This window comes from Paraburkholderia sp. RL17-347-BIC-D (genome assembly GCF_046027915.1).
Lineage (GTDB): Bacteria > Pseudomonadota > Gammaproteobacteria > Burkholderiales > Burkholderiaceae > Paraburkholderia.
The window spans coordinates 103,277-121,125 of record NZ_JARESS010000016.1; the positions used below are offsets into that span (position 1 = coordinate 103,277).

Annotated in this window: 13 protein-coding genes; 5 read left to right on the forward strand and 8 right to left on the reverse strand. The window is 64.1% G+C overall.

Annotated elements, in window-relative coordinates; all coding sequences use genetic code 11:
* Positions 1–108: 108 nt before the first annotated feature.
* Together P0D96_RS22385 and P0D96_RS22390 are read right to left on the reverse strand one after the other, a co-directional pair.
* Positions 109–1,518 carry an HdeD family acid-resistance protein gene (locus P0D96_RS22385; RefSeq protein WP_408315325.1) on the reverse strand — a complete coding sequence of 470 codons (1,410 nt, stop codon included), beginning with the start codon at positions 1,516–1,518 and terminating at the stop codon, positions 109–111.
* A gap of 242 nt (positions 1,519–1,760) precedes the next feature.
* Positions 1,761–2,687 carry a recombination-associated protein RdgC gene (locus P0D96_RS22390; RefSeq protein WP_132375331.1) on the reverse strand — a complete coding sequence of 309 codons (927 nt, stop codon included), beginning with the start codon at positions 2,685–2,687 and terminating at the stop codon, positions 1,761–1,763.
* A 217-nt stretch (positions 2,688–2,904) separates the two neighbouring features.
* On the opposite strand from P0D96_RS22390, the gene P0D96_RS22395 reads away from it, so the two are divergent.
* Entirely contained in the window at positions 2,905–3,453 is a 549-nt protein-coding gene (locus tag P0D96_RS22395) for an ester cyclase (RefSeq protein WP_408315327.1), read from the forward strand.
* An 85-nt stretch (positions 3,454–3,538) separates the two neighbouring features.
* The gene (locus P0D96_RS22400) at positions 3,539–3,859 is read left to right on the forward strand and encodes a hypothetical protein (RefSeq protein ID WP_132375335.1); all 321 of its coding nucleotides are present in this window, start codon (positions 3,539–3,541) and stop codon (positions 3,857–3,859) included.
* A gap of 26 nt (positions 3,860–3,885) precedes the next feature.
* Here the strand turns inward: P0D96_RS22400 and P0D96_RS22405 are convergent, their stop codons facing one another.
* From P0D96_RS22405 to msbA, 5 genes are all read right to left on the reverse strand, one after another.
* The gene (locus P0D96_RS22405; RefSeq protein ID WP_408287280.1) at positions 3,886–5,145 is read right to left on the reverse strand and encodes a glycosyltransferase; all 1,260 of its coding nucleotides are present in this window, start codon (positions 5,143–5,145) and stop codon (positions 3,886–3,888) included.
* A gap of 5 nt (positions 5,146–5,150) precedes the next feature.
* Complete coding sequence (locus P0D96_RS22410) at positions 5,151–6,494, reverse strand: O-antigen ligase family protein (RefSeq protein ID WP_408315329.1); 1,344 nt, start codon at positions 6,492–6,494, stop codon at positions 5,151–5,153.
* Positions 6,494–7,621 (reverse strand): glycosyltransferase family 9 protein, encoded by a 1,128-nt coding sequence (locus tag P0D96_RS22415; RefSeq protein ID WP_408178070.1) that lies wholly within the window; start codon positions 7,619–7,621, stop codon positions 6,494–6,496. Before P0D96_RS22415 ends, P0D96_RS22410 begins: the two co-directional genes overlap by 1 nt.
* Positions 7,622–7,967: 346 nt before the next feature.
* Complete coding sequence (locus tag P0D96_RS22420; protein WP_408315331.1) at positions 7,968–9,044, reverse strand: glycosyltransferase family 4 protein; 1,077 nt, start codon at positions 9,042–9,044, stop codon at positions 7,968–7,970.
* A gap of 111 nt (positions 9,045–9,155) precedes the next feature.
* A complete protein-coding gene (gene msbA / locus P0D96_RS22425) occupies positions 9,156–10,949 on the reverse strand; it encodes a lipid A export permease/ATP-binding protein MsbA (RefSeq protein WP_408315333.1) in 1,794 nt (597 codons plus the stop codon).
* A gap of 200 nt (positions 10,950–11,149) precedes the next feature.
* Between msbA and P0D96_RS22430 the strand changes: the two genes are divergently transcribed.
* Complete coding sequence (locus P0D96_RS22430; protein WP_408315335.1) at positions 11,150–11,911, forward strand: glycosyltransferase family 2 protein; 762 nt, start codon at positions 11,150–11,152, stop codon at positions 11,909–11,911.
* Between the two features lie 173 nt (positions 11,912–12,084).
* Here the strand turns inward: P0D96_RS22430 and dnaE are convergent, their stop codons facing one another.
* The gene (dnaE, locus tag P0D96_RS22435) at positions 12,085–15,654 is read right to left on the reverse strand and encodes a DNA polymerase III subunit alpha (protein WP_408315337.1); all 3,570 of its coding nucleotides are present in this window, start codon (positions 15,652–15,654) and stop codon (positions 12,085–12,087) included.
* Between the two features lie 332 nt (positions 15,655–15,986).
* On the opposite strand from dnaE, the gene P0D96_RS22440 reads away from it, so the two are divergent.
* Positions 15,987–16,850: a sulfurtransferase gene (locus P0D96_RS22440; RefSeq protein WP_408315339.1), complete on the forward strand. Its 864-nt coding sequence runs from the start codon at positions 15,987–15,989 to the stop codon at positions 16,848–16,850.
* Positions 16,851–16,881: 31 nt separating this feature from the next.
* Entirely contained in the window at positions 16,882–17,772 is an 891-nt protein-coding gene (gene gluQRS / locus P0D96_RS22445) for a tRNA glutamyl-Q(34) synthetase GluQRS (protein ID WP_408315340.1), read from the forward strand.
* Positions 17,773–17,849 lie beyond the last annotated feature (77 nt).

A 17,849-nucleotide genomic window follows, 5' to 3' on the forward strand; every position in this document is an offset into this window, starting at 1 on the left:
CTGTTCGCAAATCTGTGCATAACTATCCGGCAAAAACCGCAAGCTGTTGATGCGATTGCCATTTTTACCGTGATGCCGAAGTTGGGCAGCGCTCGCGCCGAGCGCGCGTCATTCGCGCACCGTGCCGCGCGCCGCGTCGTCGGCAACGTGCGCGTGACGGGCTTCTTCGCGCCATTGCTGACGTGAGCGAACCATTCTGCGCACCGCGAGGCGCGCCATCTTGACCCACCCCGAAGGCCGCGGGTCGGCCAGCATGCTGAGAGCGCGCGCGTAGTCGAGCGTGAGGCCGGGTGTCCACGCCATCGTCGCGGCTCGCTTGCGCACTTGCGCGGCGACCCACAGTTCGGGTGTCGAGATCACGCGCAGAAACGGCTGCCAGCCGCCGAGGTCGCCCCACACACGCGACGAGGCACCTTCGATCGCCGCCTCCAGGGCGCGCGAGACACTGCTCGAACAGTTGCGATGCGTGAGGTTGTACGTCGTGTCCTGTCGATACGTGTCCCAGAAGCGGCGCAAGCGCACCGGATCGTAGTTGCGGATGCGCACCTGAACCGTCGACGGACACCACGCTTTCGATTCGGTCGGGTAATCGGGCTGGAATAGCCCCGGCACGTCGTTCTCGCGCGTGGCGCGCAGCAGCCGCGCGAAGTCGTCGGGCGAACGATCGATCTCGACACCCGGATACAGGCTAATGTAGACGCCCTCGGGCGATTCGAGCGCGGCATGGCCGGTCGATATCACGCCGTTGCGATCCACCGCCGCGATATAGCGATCCACGATCAATTGCCGACGTGCTTCGCCCTTGGCCGAACCGACCGGCGTCCACACGTGCACGGTCAAAGCGGCTTCGTCGGCGGCGGGCGGGCCGTCCCATTCATGTGCAATCAGACGGCTCGCGGCGAGCGCGCTCGCCGCGGCAATGCCGGCATCCGCCGCGGAATTACTCGCGACCACCGCGGGGTTCGTCGCGAGCCGCCGCACCCGCGCGCTCAGCAGGATCATGTTCCATCCGCCAAAGATCAGGCCGAGTCCGACACAGTACGGCACCGTGCCGACGTAGTGAGTCGGATAGGGTTGATAGAAGAAGATTGCCAGCGCGATTTCGACGGCGCCGCCGATCATCGCGAGCCGCCACGTGCGAAAGCGAACCACTTTGGCCGAGACGATCTGCAGGAGGCCATCGGCGAGAAAGAGCGTGCCGAAGATCATCGACAGAATGAAGTTGCCGTGCTGGTGGCCGACCAGAATCAGCGCGGCCGCGCTGGTGAACCCGATGCCCTTCACATAGCGCAGCGTGCGTTGCCCGCCCATGCCGGTCCAGGCGACGGCCAGCGTGGCGAGGCCTTCGAGCAACAGCAACGAGACGAACGGGGTGATGGGAAAATAGAGCGCGCCATCGAGCGCGTCGCTGAACACGAAGACGCCGAACAGCACACTGATGCAACCGACGATCCGCAACGATCGCCAGCGCGTGCGCAGATAATCGACGCCCAACAGAATCATGACCAGACGAACCATTGCGAGTCCTCCGTGACTGATGCGTTCTGCTGATCGCCATCTTAACCATTTTCGCGGCGTGGACGCGCAACGGTCCCCCGTGAACCACGAAGCGAAAGCGCACATTCGCCGTGCCTCGCTCAAGCGTCTTTGTGCCGCTCATGCCGATGCGCTTTCGCGATCAATCGATCAGGCATGAAAAAGGCCGGCGCGGATAGACTTCAACGCGCCGGCCTGCAACGAACCAGAAAACCAGAAGCTGCTTACGCCGCCCTGGCTTGCGGCATCGCTTCGCCGCCCTGCTCGCCGCCCAATGCGTCGAGCAGATCGCTCAACATGCGGTCGAGCTCGGCGGTCATCAACGTGACGTCCGAGTCGAAGCGTTCGTCGTCGTTTTGCGCGGTGGGGTCGCTCGCTTCCTTCAGCACGTCGAGCGGCGCGATGCGCTTGATCGTCAGCGACGGTGTCAGCACGAACGACACGCGATCGTTCCACGTCATCGCGAGCCGCATGCATTGCTTGCCGGCTTCGATATGACGGCGCATATCTTCGGCATCCAAAGTATGTCCCACATAACGCACGGTCGCGTTGCCTTCCGTGGGCGAGCGCAATTCGGTGTCCTGGTCGAGCGTGAAGCCGGCGGGACCAACGCCTGAGAGCAGCCATTCGGTCATGGCCGCGACCGGCGAGTGCGTGACGCGCACCGTGCCGAGCGGCAATTGATCGATCGACTTGACCAGCAGGCCGCGCACTTCATCGGCGACCGCTTGCGAAGCGGCGTCGATCACGAGCCAGCCGTTCTTGCAATCGATCCACACGCGCGTGTCGCGGCGAATGCTGAAGGCGCGCGGCAACAGTTCGTCGGTGACCTGTTCCTTGAGTTCGCGCATTTGCTTGCGGCCGGGTTTGAAGCCTTGCTGATCCTCGAGTTCGAGCGCGCGTTCCTTGGTCACTTGCGTGACGACCGACGCCGGCAGCAGTTTCTTTTCGGCGCGAAACACCAGCAACATCTGGCCATTGAGCGAGTACACCAGCGAGTCGTTATCGCGCGGCGATGCCCAGCCATGGCTTTGCATCTCGACGCTGTTGCCGGGCGCGAACGCGTGCGGCGCGAGCCACTTCTGCATCTGTTCTGGGGTGACGGACCACGGAGCGGGAAGACGGTGAAGCTGAAGGTTTTTGAACCACATGGGCAGAGTCGTGTACGGGCAAAGCGCACCATTCTATCTGACGATAGACGTCGCGCGGTCGGCCCGACGGACTCTGTTACTTCGTTCGCGCACTCAGCACCGAACGGCTGATTTTCAAATATGGATAGCAAATCCTTTAAGCGACAGACCGATTATCAAACACGGCCTTACGCTGGAGAATGCGCTTCATCCACTTCAACGCTCTCTGGAACGCGCCATGTCCACCTCTTCCCTGTCCCGAATCGCCCGTCATCTGCTGCTCGCCGCGAGCCTCGCCGGCGCCTTGAGCGCCCACGCCGCAAGCGACGCGGACCTGCCCGTGCCACACCACGTCGCGGTTGCGTCGAACTCGGCGCAAAGCGCTGAAGTCGTGCGGACCGCGCGCCGCTACGCCGCCTTCTGGAACACCGGCGACGAAGCCTACGCGAAGCTCGCGCTGTCGCCCGTCTTTGTCGACCGCACCTTGCCGGATGGACGCCCGCAAGGCCCTGAAGGTCCGCTGCAAGCGTCGAAGGGTTTTCGCGCGGCGGTGCCCGACCTGCACGCGGAAATCGACGACCTCGTGGTGGCCGGCGACCGCGCCTCGGTTCACCTGCATTTCCGTGGTCACTTCACCGGGCAGTTCCAGAACCTCAAAGGCACCGGCCAGACCGTCGACTTCCAGGCCTTCGACCTGTATCGCGTGAAGGACGGCCGCATCGTCGAAAACTGGCATCTCGAAGACAATCTGACGCTGCTCAAACAGCTCGGCGCCATCAAGCAGTAATGGTTTAGCCGTATCCGTTTTGAACGCGCTTTACGTTGAAATCACCTAGACTTTTTGACAAGCACGTGACTAGACGGAGGCGGCCATGGCCGATGAAACCGCACCCTGGCAAATGGTGGAATACGAGGGTTTCGAGATTCACGTAGCGCCGTTTCTGAAAAACCCGCCCAAGGAAGGGCACACGCCGACCGCGGCGAATAAACGCTACACGTATATCGGCTACGTTTGCCATCCGGGCGCGGATCCGGCCATTCCCGGCCACGCGGTGCCATTTCACCCCGACGGCGAAGAGAGCTTCGCCGGCGAAGACGAAGCCCTCTATGAAGGCATACACGTGGGACGCAGCATCGTGGAAGGCACGCATCCAGACCTGACGGTGTTGCCGCTGGTGACCGGCGGCGTGTGAATCTCTGGCTTGCGCTGATTTGCGCTTCAGTGAGCTGTTTGCACGCCCGACGGCGAGTCGTGCTTCGCCAGCAGGCGCAACGCCAACTCCAGCATCCGCTGATTGGCGCGTGGGGGCGTGAACGTCTCGACCTTTTGCAGCGCGGCTTGCGCGAGACTCCGGCGCAGCTCGGTGTCCGTCAGCAGGCGCTCGATGGCAAGCGCCATCGCGTCCACGTCGCCGACCGGCACCAGCAGGCCGGCCTTGCCACCTTCCAGCATATCTCGCGGACCGGTCGGGCAATCCGCCGACAGCACCGGCGTGCCGAGCGCCATCGCCTCGCCGAGCACCACGGCGCAACCCTCGTAGCGGCTGCTCAAGACGAGCATTTCTGCCTGCCGGATATAGGGCAGCGGATTGGCACAGAAGCCAAGAAACTGCACCGATGCACCGATCCCCAGTGCGTCGGCGAGTTGCTCGAGCTCGCGCCGGTCCCGCCCCTCGCCGATCAGGACGAGCGCCGCCTCGCAGCGGCCGCGCTCTCGTAACTGGGCGTAGGCTCGCAGCAAGGTCTTGTGGTCCTTCTGACCTTCGTCCAGACGCGCCACGGAAACGATGAATGATTCAGCCGGACGCTTGATCTCCGCGCGCGCTGCGTGCCGCAGCGCGTCGACGTCGATCACATTCGGCAATTCGACAATGTCCATGTCCTGGCCGGCCGTCGAAAAGAGTTCGCGCGCCTCGTCCAGCATGGCAGGGATCAGCACGGTGATCGCCGAGTAACGCGCATAGTGCCTCACACGCCGGGCGATGTACCGCTCGCTCTTGCCGCCGAGCCGAGCCGCGAGGCTGAAATGGTTCACACCGAACCAGGGCACATTGCAACTGCCCGCCATATGACGCAGCGAAAAATCGAAATCGCAGACCAGATCGTGCTGCTTCGCGAGGCGCCGCATACGCAGCGCCGCCAGCGGCCGGATCACGCCGTAGGTCAACAGCTTGTGCAACAACTTCTCGCCGGCCCCCAGCTTGCGCCCGCGCGCCGCCTGATGCAGCGCGTACATCCACTTCGACGAGGCGAGCACGTGGACGGGCACGTCATCGGGAATCGACTGCGCGCGCCAGAACGCCAGGTCGTCGGTCGGATACGCCACCGACAGGCTCGGCGCGAACAGCCGCCGGTCGAGCGTCTTCAACCACGATAGCAACGCGGTCTCGGTGCCGCCTTTGCCGAAATCGTTGATATGAAACAGGATGCGCAGCGGGGTGCGGTCAGCTTCAATAGAGTGAGGGTTCACGTTCGTCATCAAGGTTATTCGCCCAACTCTGCTGTCGGCGCTTCGCGCCGCTGTTCACTGCGTGCCACCGTGGATTGCCCACGTGCAGTCTCGGTCGACGTTCCGCCTGGCGCGCGAGCCTGCTCCGCGCAGCCCAGCAGCAGGCCCGCGAAAGCCCAGAACGCGAGCATGGTGGTCTGCCACATGAAATCGTCCGTCGTATTTTTCGCGATCATGCCGGCCACTAGCGCAATGCCCGCGGCGCACAGCCAGGGCTTGACCCGCCGCAGCCGCCAGAAACGCGCGACGAGGCACAGCAACAGCACGGTCTGCAGCACCACGCCAATGAATCCCGTCTGCAGCCATGTGTTGATGAACAGGTTGTGCGCGTGCGTTAGCGCTTGCGGTTCGACCGCCAGCAAACTGGCCGGCATTTCGCTGCGATAGACGATACCCGGCAGCGGCTTGCCGAAGCCCACGCCGACCCACGCATGACGCTCGGCCTCGCCGATATAAAACGCCCACAGCTTCGGACGCGTGTCGGCCGATACCGTGTCGCCGATCGCGGACAGCGAGCCTGGCACATAGACCTGATGACCCTCGATCGCCAGATCGTGTAACTGCGTGGCAGGGGGCAGAGCCGCCGTGCGCAAGCGGGAACTGAGTTCGAGCGTGCCGACACCGGCCGCGCCCACCACGGCGATGACCAGCAACGCCAGCGGCAGGCGACGCCGGTACAGCGGGAACAGCGCGACCAGCAACGTCGCGGCGGCCGCCGGCCAGAAGAACCGGTTGAGCGTTGCCAGTCCGATGAACAGGCACAGCACGATGCCGCTCGCGCCGATCACGCGCCAACGCGGCCGCAGCAAGAAGCCCGCGAAGAGCGCCATCGCAAATACCGCGAGCGTACTGGTGTGGCCGACGCGGTTATAGAAGTGCATTGGGAAGGTATTGGCGGTGGGCGGCTGCAGATGCCCCCAATTGAGCGCGCTGATCAAGGCGACCGCCACGCAGGCGATCCAGTTGACGGCCACCACGGGCTCGGGCCGCCGCAGTTGGGTGCCGAATAGCCAGAAGCCCCAGAACGACACCAGCGGATAGAGCACTTCGTCGCACCACGCGTGCAGACTGATCATCGGATACATGGACCACGCGACCGAGGCGAGGCTCCACGCGGCCCAGCCCGCGATAGGCAGCGCCAGTGGCCAGTGCCATAGCGAGGGCCGGTCCGGCGACCAGGCCGCCGCCACCACGCCGAGCGCCATCAGGGCGAGCGCATTGAAGACGATCGCCGTCATGTGGCCGAACATCACCACAAACAGAATGACCGGACAGGCAACCCAGAACACGCGCTCCACTCGCGCAGCCGTGTGAGTCATTACACTTTCACCAGAACATTTTGCAATGCGTTGTATACCGACTCGACCGACAGCCGGCCCATACAGTCGGCATGGTCACCGCGCCACGCGACGCAGGTCGTCTCGTTGCGATCACAGCGGCGCACCCATGCTACCTCGCGGCGGAAAATAAATGGCTGATCGCGACACGGCATATCGGCGATCGTAATCGGCACGAAGGGCACCTCGCGCCAATAGCGGCCCGCGCCGTGAATCAGCGCGTTGCCCGGCCCGAACAGCGCGAGGGTCGGCACCCCAATCAGACGCCCCAGATGCGCGACGCCGGTATCGGGACAAACCACGGCTTGCGCGCCGGCAAACAGATGCCATAACTCGCCGAGCCCGAGCCGCGCCGCCAGATTCGGATGATGCGGGTCCGGGTCGATCGCGCGAATCAGTTCCGCTTCGCCCGGACCGCCGGTCCATACCGGCAGATAGCCGAGCGCTTCCACGCGTTGCGCAAGCTCGCGCCAGCGCGCGTTGGGCCAGCGTTTGACGCTGGTGCTCGCGCCCGGGTGCAGCACGACGTAAGGCTTCGTCAGCAGCGACGGTTCGGGCAGCGCCGCGTGTTGCGGCGCGCTCCAGTCGCTCGGCCGGTAGGCGCGCGGCGGCGGCCCGTCGATCAGTTCCGCGGCGAGGTCGGCCCAGGCCGCCGCCGTGTCGGGATACGGCACGCCACGGTTGAGTGGCCAGTTCTTCCAGGCCGGCCGATCGCCTGCATGTCCGACGATCCAGCGGCAGCCCGCGCCCAACGCAAGCCAGCTATGACGATTGTCGCCGAGCACCATGCCGAGGTCGTAAGGTCCGGAAAGCAAAACGTCGCGCACCGACTTCACATCACGCGGATCGAACGGCAAGGCAGTGACGTCGAAAGGCCGCCCGGCATACAGCGGAACGATCGCCTTCGGACAGGCGAGAACGATTTGCGCTTGCGGATGTTGCGCGCGCAACTTGGCGAGCAGCGGCGTGAGCAGCAGCGTGTCGCCCAGCAATAGATGATGCGCAATCAGGATACGGCGCGGGTGCCGTGGCTCGCGGCGCAATGGCTTGATCAGCAGTCGCGGGATGGCCCGCGCAAAAATACGAAGACGCCCGGCAAGCCGACTCATAGGCTCATCGGCGCGTGGGTTCCCGCCGCGATCTTGCTGTACGCCGATACCCGGCGCGAGGTCGCGTTCGCCATGCACAATCTCCAGCGGTATTCTTCCCGAAGGCCTCCAGTGCAGCGGCGACGGCCCCGTCGCGGCGGGCTGGCGCGGCTCGGGACGCGCCGCCTTTTGCCCACCGCCTGTCCAGGCCGGCATGGAAAGCTCGATGAAATAAGTGGGTGTTCGGCTCGAGTTGAGTTCGAGCGTTGATAGCTTGAAATTATAACATGCGCCCCTGCCGCGGAAACGACGTAAAACCGCGCCAGGCGGCCCGCCCGCCCCTTCTGTGACAAGGGCGTGGCGGTCTCTAACGCGCGGCGTCGATCTGCCGAGCCAGCGTCAACAGCGCGCTCACGTGAGCGGTCACGCTTGCGTCATAAAGCACCGCGTCGCGGGCGAGTTCCGGCGACGCGCGACGCGTGCCGTCGCGATGCGCGCGCACTGCCCGTTCGAGAGTGGCGCGCAGGTCGGCCAGGGCGTTCGGCGCGAACACGAATTTCGCATGCGGGGCGATCGCATCGCAGCAGCCAATGCTCGACGGGAAAATGACCGGCGTGCCGCACATCACTGATTCGATACCGACCAGCCCAAACGGCTCATACGTGGATGCGAGGATCGTGAAGTCCGCAGCCTGGTAACACTCCGCGAGTTCTTTCACATAGCCGATATAGCGCAGCCGCTCGGATGTGCGCGCGGGCGGCCGCCCGGCCACGGCCACCACCACGGGCAGCGACGTGTCGCGCAATGCGGCTTCGATGAGCGGCAGCCCCTTGCGCTCGTGGCTGCTCGACGGGAACAGTAGGACGATCTCGTTGTCGGCGAAACCATATTTGTGACGCAAGGTGGAGCGCGTCGCGGCATCGGTCGGCGCGAAGCGCGTGCCGTCCACGGGCGGATACAGCACACGGATCTTCGCCTCGTCGACACCGTACAGTTCGCGCAGTTCGTCGTGCATCAACTGCGAATGCGCCACGACGACCTTCGAGCGTTCGTACTGGCGGCGCTCGAGCGCAATCTGCAAGCGGTCCGAACGCTTCTGCGCGCGCCCCGTCGCCCGCAAGAACCCGAGGTGCGTGCCGCCGCAGATCGCCACCTCGGACGAGTCGACGCGGTTGCAGCCAATAAGCACATCGACGTGCGCCGCGCGCCGCGCCGCGCGCAAGCGCCACGAAAACCAGCGGTCGCGCAGCTTGCCCGGCAGGAACGAGACGTTGATGCGATGCGGCTCGACCAACTTGCATTCCGGCAGCGACGCGTCGAACCGACGCGCGAAGAAAGCCGGCTCCACGCCGAGCGCGGCGAGGCCGCGCACCAGATCCATGGCGTAGCGCTCGAGGCCGCCGCTGTGCCGCAAGGCGTTACTGGAGAGTCCAAGTTTCTTCATTCAGACAGCGCGCGCCTGCGCCTCGTCAAATGTTAAGGGGGTCGGTCACGCGCGGTCCGGCTAGCGGACCGCGTGAAGGGAGAGCCGAATGGCGGATTGACGTGTCGTGCTTCAGGCCGCGGTCTGCTGGAACTGGATGCGGTGCAGATGCGCATACAGTCCGTCTTGCGCCAGCAGTTCGCGATGGCTACCGCTCTCGACGATCCGCCCCGCTTCCATCACCAGGATGCGGTTGGCGCGCTCGATGGTCGACAGACGGTGCGCGATGACGAGTGTCGTGCGGCCCTTCATCAAAGTTTCCAGCGCGGCCTGCACGTGGCGCTCGGACTCGGAATCCAGCGCCGAGGTCGCCTCGTCGAGGATCAGGATCGGCGCATCCTTGTAGATTGCGCGCGCAATTGCCAGACGCTGCCGCTGGCCACCCGAGAGCATCAGGCCGTTGTCGCCGACCAGCGTATCGATGCCTTTCGGCATTGCCTCGACGGTGTCCCACAAGTTGGCCGCGCGCAGCGCCGCCTTGACCTTGTCAGGATCGGCGGCCTGGCCGTACGCGACGTTATTCGCGACCGTGTCGTTGAACAGCACCACGTCCTGGCTCACCATCGCGATCTGACTACGCAATGCGTGCAGGTCGTATTCGGGGATCGCCACGCCGTCGACCAGGATCTGGCCGCCGGTCGGATCGAAAAAGCGCGGCAGCAGATTCACCAGCGTGGTCTTGCCGCTGCCCGACGGACCCGCGAGTGCGACCATTTCGCCCGGCGCCACTCTGAACGACACCTGGTCGAGCGTGTGGCGGTTGTGCGTGGCGTTGGTGCTGTAGTTGAACGAGACGCCCCGGAATTCCACTTCGCCGCGCGCGCGCTCGAGCGGCTTGCCGCCGCCTTCCGGTTCGGACGGCTCGTCGATCAGACCGAAGATCAGCTCGCACGCCGTCATGCCGCGTTGCAGCGGCTGGTTCACGTCCATCAGATGCTTGAGCGGCGAGATGATCAACAGCATCGACGTGACGAAGGCGACGAAGCCGCCGACCGTGGTCTGATCCGACGACGACTGCACCACCGCGATCGTAATCACGACGGCGAGCGCGATCGACGCGAGGAACTGCGTCAGCGGCTGCGCGAGGCCGCCGGACACGGTCATGCGCATGGCATAGCCGCGCAGACGCTTGCTCATCGCCTCGAAGCGGTTCATCTCATACTGCTCGCCGTTGTGCACCTTGACGACCTTGTAGCCGCCCACCGATTCTTCGACGATGTACGACAGTTCATTGGTCAGCAGTTGATGCTCGCGGTTCAAACGACGCAACCGGCGGTTGATCTTGCCGACCAGCCAGCCGATCGCCGGCAGCAGCACCGCGACGATCAGCGTCAGACGCCAGTTCAGATAGAACAGATAGCCGAGCAGGAAGACCACGGTGAGCGAATCGCGCACCAGCGTGACCAGCACACTCAGCAGCACGTTGAGAATCTGGTTCACCTCGAAGACGATCGCGTTGATCACCGTACTCGCGGTTTCGCGCTGGAAGAACGCGACGCTCGTGTGAATCATGCGGCTGAACATCTTCAGGCGCAGATCGAGCAGGATCTTGTTCGTCACGTAGGCAAGCAGATACCCGGACGCGTATTGCGACACGCTGCGCACCAGTGCGAGGCCGATCACCGCGGCCGGCACGAACCACTTGGTCTTGTCGTTGGCATGCGCGCCGAAGCCCTTGTCCAGCAGGGGCTTGAGCAAGGCGGGGATCGCCGCGTCGGTCGCGGCGCTGACGGCCATCGCGACGATTGCGCCGAGGAGAACCCACATCAACGGCTTGATATACGGCCATAGCCGTTTAAAGACGACGGCGGCCGATGACGCCTCACCTGAACCGATGGGTTTGCTTAACGTTGGCTTCGCGCTCAAGGAATCCTCTGAGAATGCGGAACGGCAACCGCACGGCGGACGGAATGCCGGCCGGGCGGAATATCAAAAAAGAGCATTGTAAACGGTTGGGGGTGGGCGTCGGCGGATAGAGGCTGGCTGTGTATACTCCTCGTGCCACTCGCCTGGCGCCACCCGCTTGCGCGATTCGTTCCGTCATTCCGCCCTCACGCTACTCAGGTATGCAAGAAACCACCCTCGGCGTCGCCATCATCACCAAAAACGCGGCGGCGCGGCTGGCTGAATGCCTGCAAGCCGTGGCCTTCGCCGATCAGATCGTCGTGATCGACGGCGGCAGCACCGACGGCACCGCCGAGATCGCCCACGCGCACGGCGCCCGCGTGATCGAAGAGACCGACTGGCCGGGCTTCGGCCCGCAAAAGAATCGCGCGGTCGACGCGCTCAGCACCAGCTGGATTCTTTCAATCGACGCCGACGAGATCGTGTCGCCGGAACTGGCGGCGGCGATTCGCGCGGCGCTTACCGCCCCCACCGCCGATGTCTACGCGGTAGACCGGTTGTCGAGCTTTTGCGGCCACTGGATTCATCACAGCGGCTGGTATCCCGACTGGATTCCGCGCCTCTTCAAACGCGGCGCGGCGCGTTTCTCCGATGACCTGGTGCACGAGCGGCTGGTGTTCGATACACCGGCCCAGCGCCTCACCGGAAAGCTGATGCATTACTCCTACGAGGACTTCGAAGGCGTGTTGCGCAAGCTCGATGCGTATTCGACAGCAGGCGCCGAGCAACGTCATGCGGCGGGTCAGCGCGGCAGCTTCGGCAAGGCGCTCGGGCGCGGCGCGTGGGCCTTCGTGCGGACTTACTTGCTGCGCCGTGGATTTATGGACGGCCGTGCCGGTTTTATGATCGCGGTGTTCAATGCGGAGACGGTGTATTACCGGTTTTTGAAGCTGGCGCGGTTGGGGGAGAAGGCGCGGCGGTAGGCGTCGGCACGTGCGTCGCCAAACGCCAGCAGCCTTGCCGCGACGCCGGGCGCCCGCGCCAGTGATCTCCGCCTGATAACGGGCATGCGCAACGTCATTCGCTCCGCAATGCTTCGACGCGCACAGTGCGCCATCAGCTCTGCCCGCGCCAGTGCCGCGGGCGCCACCACCGATCAATAGACGATCTCGATCGAGCTTCCCGCGAACTCGCCACGCAAGGCCGCGAGCAGTTCGTCGGTCGGCTTCACACGCCATGCGTCGCCCAGACGCATTTCACCTTCCGCATTCTGGCTGCGATAGACCACCTGCACGGCAAGCCCATTCGGAATCTGTACCGCCTGACGCTGGCCACCCCCGCCATAGCCGCCACCATTACGGCCACCGCCGTTCCCACCACGCGATGAAGCCGCCGGCGCCGCTGCCGCTTGCGGCTCGTCTTTGCCGGCGCTATGCGCCTCAAGCACGCGACGCAACGCCAGCGCGTCCGCATTGCCGTTCATCTGCACCTTCACCGCCTCCGCGTAACGGCAGCGCGCGCGGCCGAGATCCATGACGGTGTCGACGGTGAAGCGGATGCCGCCCGTGAACGCGTCGTTACGCGCCTGGCCCTGCACGACTAGCAGTTCGTCTTCCTTGAACAGCTGCTTGTGCGCTTCGAACGTCTCGTTGAACACCGTGACTTCGCATTGGCCGGTGCCGTCGTCGAGGAGCGCGATCAGCATCTTGCCGCGCTGGGTCATCTGCGTGCGCAGCGACGCGATCACACCCGCAACCAGCTTGTCGCGCCCTTCTTTCAGCTCGCCGATCTTCTGGCGCACGAAGCGGCGCACTTCGTCTTTGTACGCGTCGAACAGATGGCCCGACAGGTAGAAGCCGAGCGCGGCCTTCTCTTCCTGCAGCTTTTTCTTTTCCGGCCACTCCGGCTCGTCGACCAGTTCGTGACCTTGCGAGGGAGCGTCACCCATGTCGAACAAACCCGCCTGCAGCGCATTGGCGCTCGCCTGCTCGGCGACTTCCATGGCGAGCGAGACGGACGCGATCAGTTGCGCGCGATTCGCATGCAAGGTGTCGAACGCGCCGGCGCGGATCAAGGCTTCGACCGTGCGGCGATTGACGATGCGGCGATCGACCCGGTTGCAGAAATCAAAGATGTCGATGAACGGACCTTCTTCACGCGCGCGCAGGATTTCCTCGATCGCGTTCTGGCCGCTGCCCTTGATTGCACCGAGTCCGTAACGGATCGTTTTCGAGCGCTTGCCATCAGGCTCGGCCACCGGCTCGAAGCGGTACGCGGACAGATTGACGTCCGGCGGCAGCACCGCCATTTTGTTCGTGAGACAGTCTTCGAACAGGATCTTGACCTTGTCCGTGTCGTCCATGGCGAGCGACATATTCGCCGCCATGAATTCCGCCGGATGGTGCGCCTTCAGCCACGCGGTGTAGTACGCGAGCAGCGCATACGCGGCCGCGTGCGACTTGTTGAAGCCGTAGCCCGCGAACTTCTCCATCAAGTCGAAGATTTCGTCGGCTTTCTCGCCGGTCAGCCCGTTTTTCGAGGCGCCCTGGCGGAACAGCTCGCGGTGCTCGGCCATTTCCTCGGCCTTCTTCTTACCCATCGCGCGACGCAGCAAGTCGGCGCCGCCCAGCGAGTAGCCGCCGATAATCTGCGCCATCTGCATCACCTGCTCCTGGTAGACCATGATGCCGTAGGTCTCTTTCAGAACAGGTTCGACACGCGGATCCGGATACTCCACCACTTCGCGGCCATGCTTACGCGCGCAGAAGCTCGGGATCAGGTCCATTGGGCCCGGACGGTACAGCGCGACCAGCGCGATGATGTCCTCGAAACGGTCAGGCTGCGCGTCTTTCAGCATGCCTTGCATGCCGCGGCTTTCCAGCTGGAACACGGCGACCGTATTCGCTTTCTTCAGGATCGAGAACGACGCCGGGTCGTCGAGCGGCACCTGCGCGAGCGACCAGTCCTGCTTGGACGGATCGAGGCGGCGGATATAGCGCTCGGCCCAGTCGAGAATCGTCAGCGTGGTCAGACCCAGGAAGTCGAACTTCACGAGGCCGACGGCTTCGACGTCGTCCTTGTCGTACTGGCTCACGACGCCGCTTTCATCGCCCTGCGTGTACAGCGGGCAGAAATCCGTCAGCTTGCCGGGCGCGATCAGCACGCCGCCCGCGTGCATGCCGACGTTACGCGTCAGGCCTTCCACGCGCTGCGCGAGTTCGAGCAGCTGATGCACTTCGTCTTCGTTGTCGAAACGCTCCTGCAGGAGCGGCTCTTCTTTCATCGCGTCGGCGATGGTGACATGCTTGCCCGGTTTGAACGGAATCAGCTTGGCGATGCCGTCCGTGAACATGTAGCCGAGATCGAGCACCCGGCCGATGTCGCGCACCGCCGCCTTCGCCGCCATCGTGCCGAACGTGGCGATCTGCGACACCGCGTCCGCGCCGTACTTTTCCTTCACGTACTGGATCACGCGATCGCGGCCGTGCTGGCAGAAGTCGATATCGAAGTCGGGCATGGACACCCGCTCCGGATTCAGGAAACGTTCGAACAGCAGGTTGTAGCGCAGCGGATCGAGGTCGGTCACGCCGAGCGCGTACGCGACCAGCGAGCCCGCGCCCGAGCCCCGGCCCGGTCCAACCGGCACGCCGTTGTTCTTCGCCCAGTTGATGAAGTCCGCCACGATCAGGAAGTAGCCGGGAAAGCCCATCTTGATGATCGTGCCGCACTCGAATTCGAGGCGCTCGTAATACGTCGCGCGTTGCGCAGTGCGCTCGGCTTCATCCGGATACAACTGTTCGAGACGCTTTTCGAGGCCCTCTTTCGACAGATGCACGAGGTAGTCGTCGAGCGACATGCCGTCGGGCGTCGGGAACAGCGGCAGCTTGGGCTTGCCGAGTTCGAGCGTGAGGTTGCAACGCTTGGCGATTTCAACCGAGTTGGCAAGCGCCGACGGAATGTCCGCGAACAGCGCCGCCATCTCTTCCTGCGTGCGGAAGTACTGCTCGGACGTGAAGCGCTTCGAGCGGCGCGGATTCGCCAGAATGTCGCCTTCGGAAATGCACACGCGCGCTTCGTGCGCGGTGAAGTCGTCCGGCGTCATGAACTGCATGGGATGGGTGGCGACCACCGGCAATTTCAGCGACGCCGCGAGCGCGACCGCCTGCTGCACGTACTGCTCGCCGCCCGGCAGACCACAGCGCTGCAACTCGATATAGAAACCGCCCGGGAACACCTTCGCCCAATGCAACGCGTTGCGTTTGGCCGCTTCTTCATTGCCCGCCGCGAGCGCGAGGCCGATGTCGCCCTGCTGCGCGCCGGACAATGCAAGCAGCCCAGCGCCCAGGCCGGATTCGAGCCAGCCGGCCTCGATCTCCGCGCGACCGCGATACTGATTCGTGAGCGACGCCTTGCTGAGCAGTTCGCACAGGTTCAGATAGCCGAGCCGGTCTTTCACCAGCAGCAGCAAACGGGAAGGCTTGTCGCGGTCGTCTGGATTGGTGATCCAGACGTCGCAGCCGGCAATGGGTTTGACCCCTTTGCCGCGGGCTTCCTTGTAGAAACGGACGAGGCCGAATGCGTTGCCGAGATCGGTGAGGGCGAGCGCGCCCTGGCCGTCTTTGGCCGCGGCCTTGACGATGTCGTCAAGACGCACGATGCCATCGGCAATCGAGAATTCGGAGTGAACGCGGAGATGAACGAAGCGGGGATCTGACATGGGCGACATTGTAACTCCACCCTTCCGGAGTTTTCAGGCCAAAACCACGCGTTAGCCGATCGGCTTAGGACGCGAGCGCGCGAGCCGCGTGCGCAGGCGTTCCTGAGGTGGCGGACCATGCGAACGGCCGCTCGGGCGAAGCGAATCGGCAGCAAGTTCACGAACGGTTTGCGCTACCGCAACCCATTGGCCATTCGGCCGAGTCGGGGAAAGCGCCGGGTTGAGAGATAATACGGGTTTCGCCCTATTCGACGTGGCCGCGCCGCATGGCGTTTGAAGGCGGGCAGCCCAACGCGCCCCGTTTTCCGCAAGGCCCGGCCACTTCTTACCGCTGGACACTCATGAATATCGTCAATCTCTCTTCGTACCATTTCGCGACTATCGAAGACACCGCTGCCTGGCGCCCGTTCGTCACGGAACGCTGCAACGCGCTTGGCCTGAAGGGCACCGTTCTGCTCGCGCCGGAAGGCATCAACCTGTTCGTCGCCGGCACGCGCGAAGCCACGGACGCGTTTATCGACTACATCCGTCACGACGCCCTGTTCGACGGCAAGTTCGTGAATCTGCAGTTCAAGGAAAGCCTGTCGGACAAGCAGCCGTTCACCCGCATGCTGGTCAAGCTCAAGCGCGAGATCATCACGATGAAAAAGCCGGCCATCCGGCCGGAGCTCGGCCGCGCGCCGTTCGTCGACGCGCCCACGCTGAAACACTGGCTGGACCGCGGTCACGACGATCAGGGCCGTCCGGTCGTGATGCTCGACACGCGCAACGCGTTCGAAGTCGACGTCGGCACGTTCGACAACGCGCTCGACTACCGCATTACGAAATTCAGCGAGTTTCCCGAAGTGATCGAGCAAAATCGCGCCGACCTGGAAGGCAAGACGGTCGTGTCGTTCTGCACGGGCGGGATTCGCTGCGAAAAGGCCGCGATCCACATGAAGGAAGTCGGCATCGAGAACGTGTACCAGCTCGAAGGCGGCATTCTGAAGTACTTCGAGGAAGTAGGCGGCGCGCATTATCACGGCGACTGCTTCGTGTTCGACTACCGCACCGCGCTCAATCCGCAACTCGAGCCCAGCAAGACCACGCAATGCTTCGGTTGCCGCGCGGTGGTCCCGCAGGAAGCGCAAGAATCGCCGTTGTACGTGGCGGGCAAGACGTGTCCGGAATGCCATCCGGACAGCAAGGCGGCGCGCGCCGCGTGATGGTGGCGGCGCAAAACGCCACCACTCGACCATGACCTATCGCGGACGTTTCGCGCCCTCGCCCACCGGGCCGTTGCATTTCGGCTCGCTGGTGAGCGCGCTCGCGAGCTGGCTGGACGCACGCGCTCATCGGGGCGCATGGCTCGTTCGCGTTGAAGACATCGACGGCCCGCGCACCGTGCCGGGCGCCGCCGAAGACATCCTCGCCACCCTCGAACGCTTCGGCATGCATGCCGATGAACCGCCCGTCTGGCAAAGCACGCTGACGGCGCGCTACCAGCAAGGGCTGGAGCAATTGAAGGCCGCCGGCATGATCTATCCGTGTGGCTGCACGCGCAAGGAAATCGCCGACTCGCTGCTCAACGCGCACGCGCGCAATACGACCCTCGCCTATCCCGGCACCTGTCGCGACGGCCTGCACGGCAAACCGGCGCGCGCATGGCGCCTGCGCGTGCCCGACGGCGACAGCGCGGTCATCACGTTTGAGGATCGCTGGCAGGGCAAGCAGACGCAGAATCTCGCCACCGAGGTCGGCGATTTCGTGCTGAAACGCGCGGACGACCAATGGGCTTATCAACTGGCGGTGGTCGTGGACGATGCGGACGCGGGCATCACGCACATCGTGCGCGGCGCGGATTTGATGGATTCAACGGCGCGGCAGATCTATTTGCAGCGTTGCCTCGGCGTGCCGACGCCGGAGTATTTGCATGTGCCCGTTGTCACGAACGAACAGGGCGAAAAACTCAGCAAGCAGAACGGCGCCACGGCACTGGATATCGACAAGCCGCTTGAAGCGCTATGCGCAGCGGCACAGCATCTTGGGCTCGACTTGGAAAGCGCTGCGGCCCATACGACGCTTGACGGCTTTTATGCTGCCGCCACGGTGGCATGGGCAAAGCGGGTGGGCTTACCAGCAGCGTGAACGCGGTTCACGCCTAACAATGATCTCGCCGTGCGCGGCGTGCATCGAGCAGATTAGCTGCGGCAACCAGCGCGCTT

Excerpts from the sequence above, each read along its gene's own strand:
- P0D96_RS22385 (WP_408315325.1), bottom strand. The coding sequence starts at position 1,518 with ATGGTTCGTCTGGTCATGATTCTGTTGGGCGTCGATTATCTGCGCACG.
- P0D96_RS22390 (WP_132375331.1), bottom strand. The coding sequence starts at position 2,687 with ATGTGGTTCAAAAACCTTCAGCTTCACCGTCTTCCCGCTCCGTGGTCC.
- P0D96_RS22395 (WP_408315327.1), top strand. The coding sequence starts at position 2,905 with ATGTCCACCTCTTCCCTGTCCCGAATCGCCCGTCATCTGCTGCTCGCC.
- P0D96_RS22400 (WP_132375335.1), top strand. The coding sequence starts at position 3,539 with ATGGCCGATGAAACCGCACCCTGGCAAATGGTGGAATACGAGGGTTTC.
- P0D96_RS22405 (WP_408287280.1), bottom strand. The coding sequence starts at position 5,145 with ATGACGAACGTGAACCCTCACTCTATTGAAGCTGACCGCACCCCGCTG.
- P0D96_RS22410 (WP_408315329.1), bottom strand. The coding sequence starts at position 6,494 with ATGACTCACACGGCTGCGCGAGTGGAGCGCGTGTTCTGGGTTGCCTGT.
- P0D96_RS22415 (WP_408178070.1), bottom strand. The coding sequence starts at position 7,621 with ATGAGTCGGCTTGCCGGGCGTCTTCGTATTTTTGCGCGGGCCATCCCG.
- P0D96_RS22420 (WP_408315331.1), bottom strand. The coding sequence starts at position 9,044 with ATGAAGAAACTTGGACTCTCCAGTAACGCCTTGCGGCACAGCGGCGGC.
- P0D96_RS22430 (WP_408315335.1), top strand. The coding sequence starts at position 11,150 with ATGCAAGAAACCACCCTCGGCGTCGCCATCATCACCAAAAACGCGGCG.
- dnaE (WP_408315337.1), bottom strand. The coding sequence starts at position 15,654 with ATGTCGCCCATGTCAGATCCCCGCTTCGTTCATCTCCGCGTTCACTCC.
- P0D96_RS22440 (WP_408315339.1), top strand. The coding sequence starts at position 15,987 with ATGAATATCGTCAATCTCTCTTCGTACCATTTCGCGACTATCGAAGAC.
- gluQRS (WP_408315340.1), top strand. The coding sequence starts at position 16,882 with ATGACCTATCGCGGACGTTTCGCGCCCTCGCCCACCGGGCCGTTGCAT.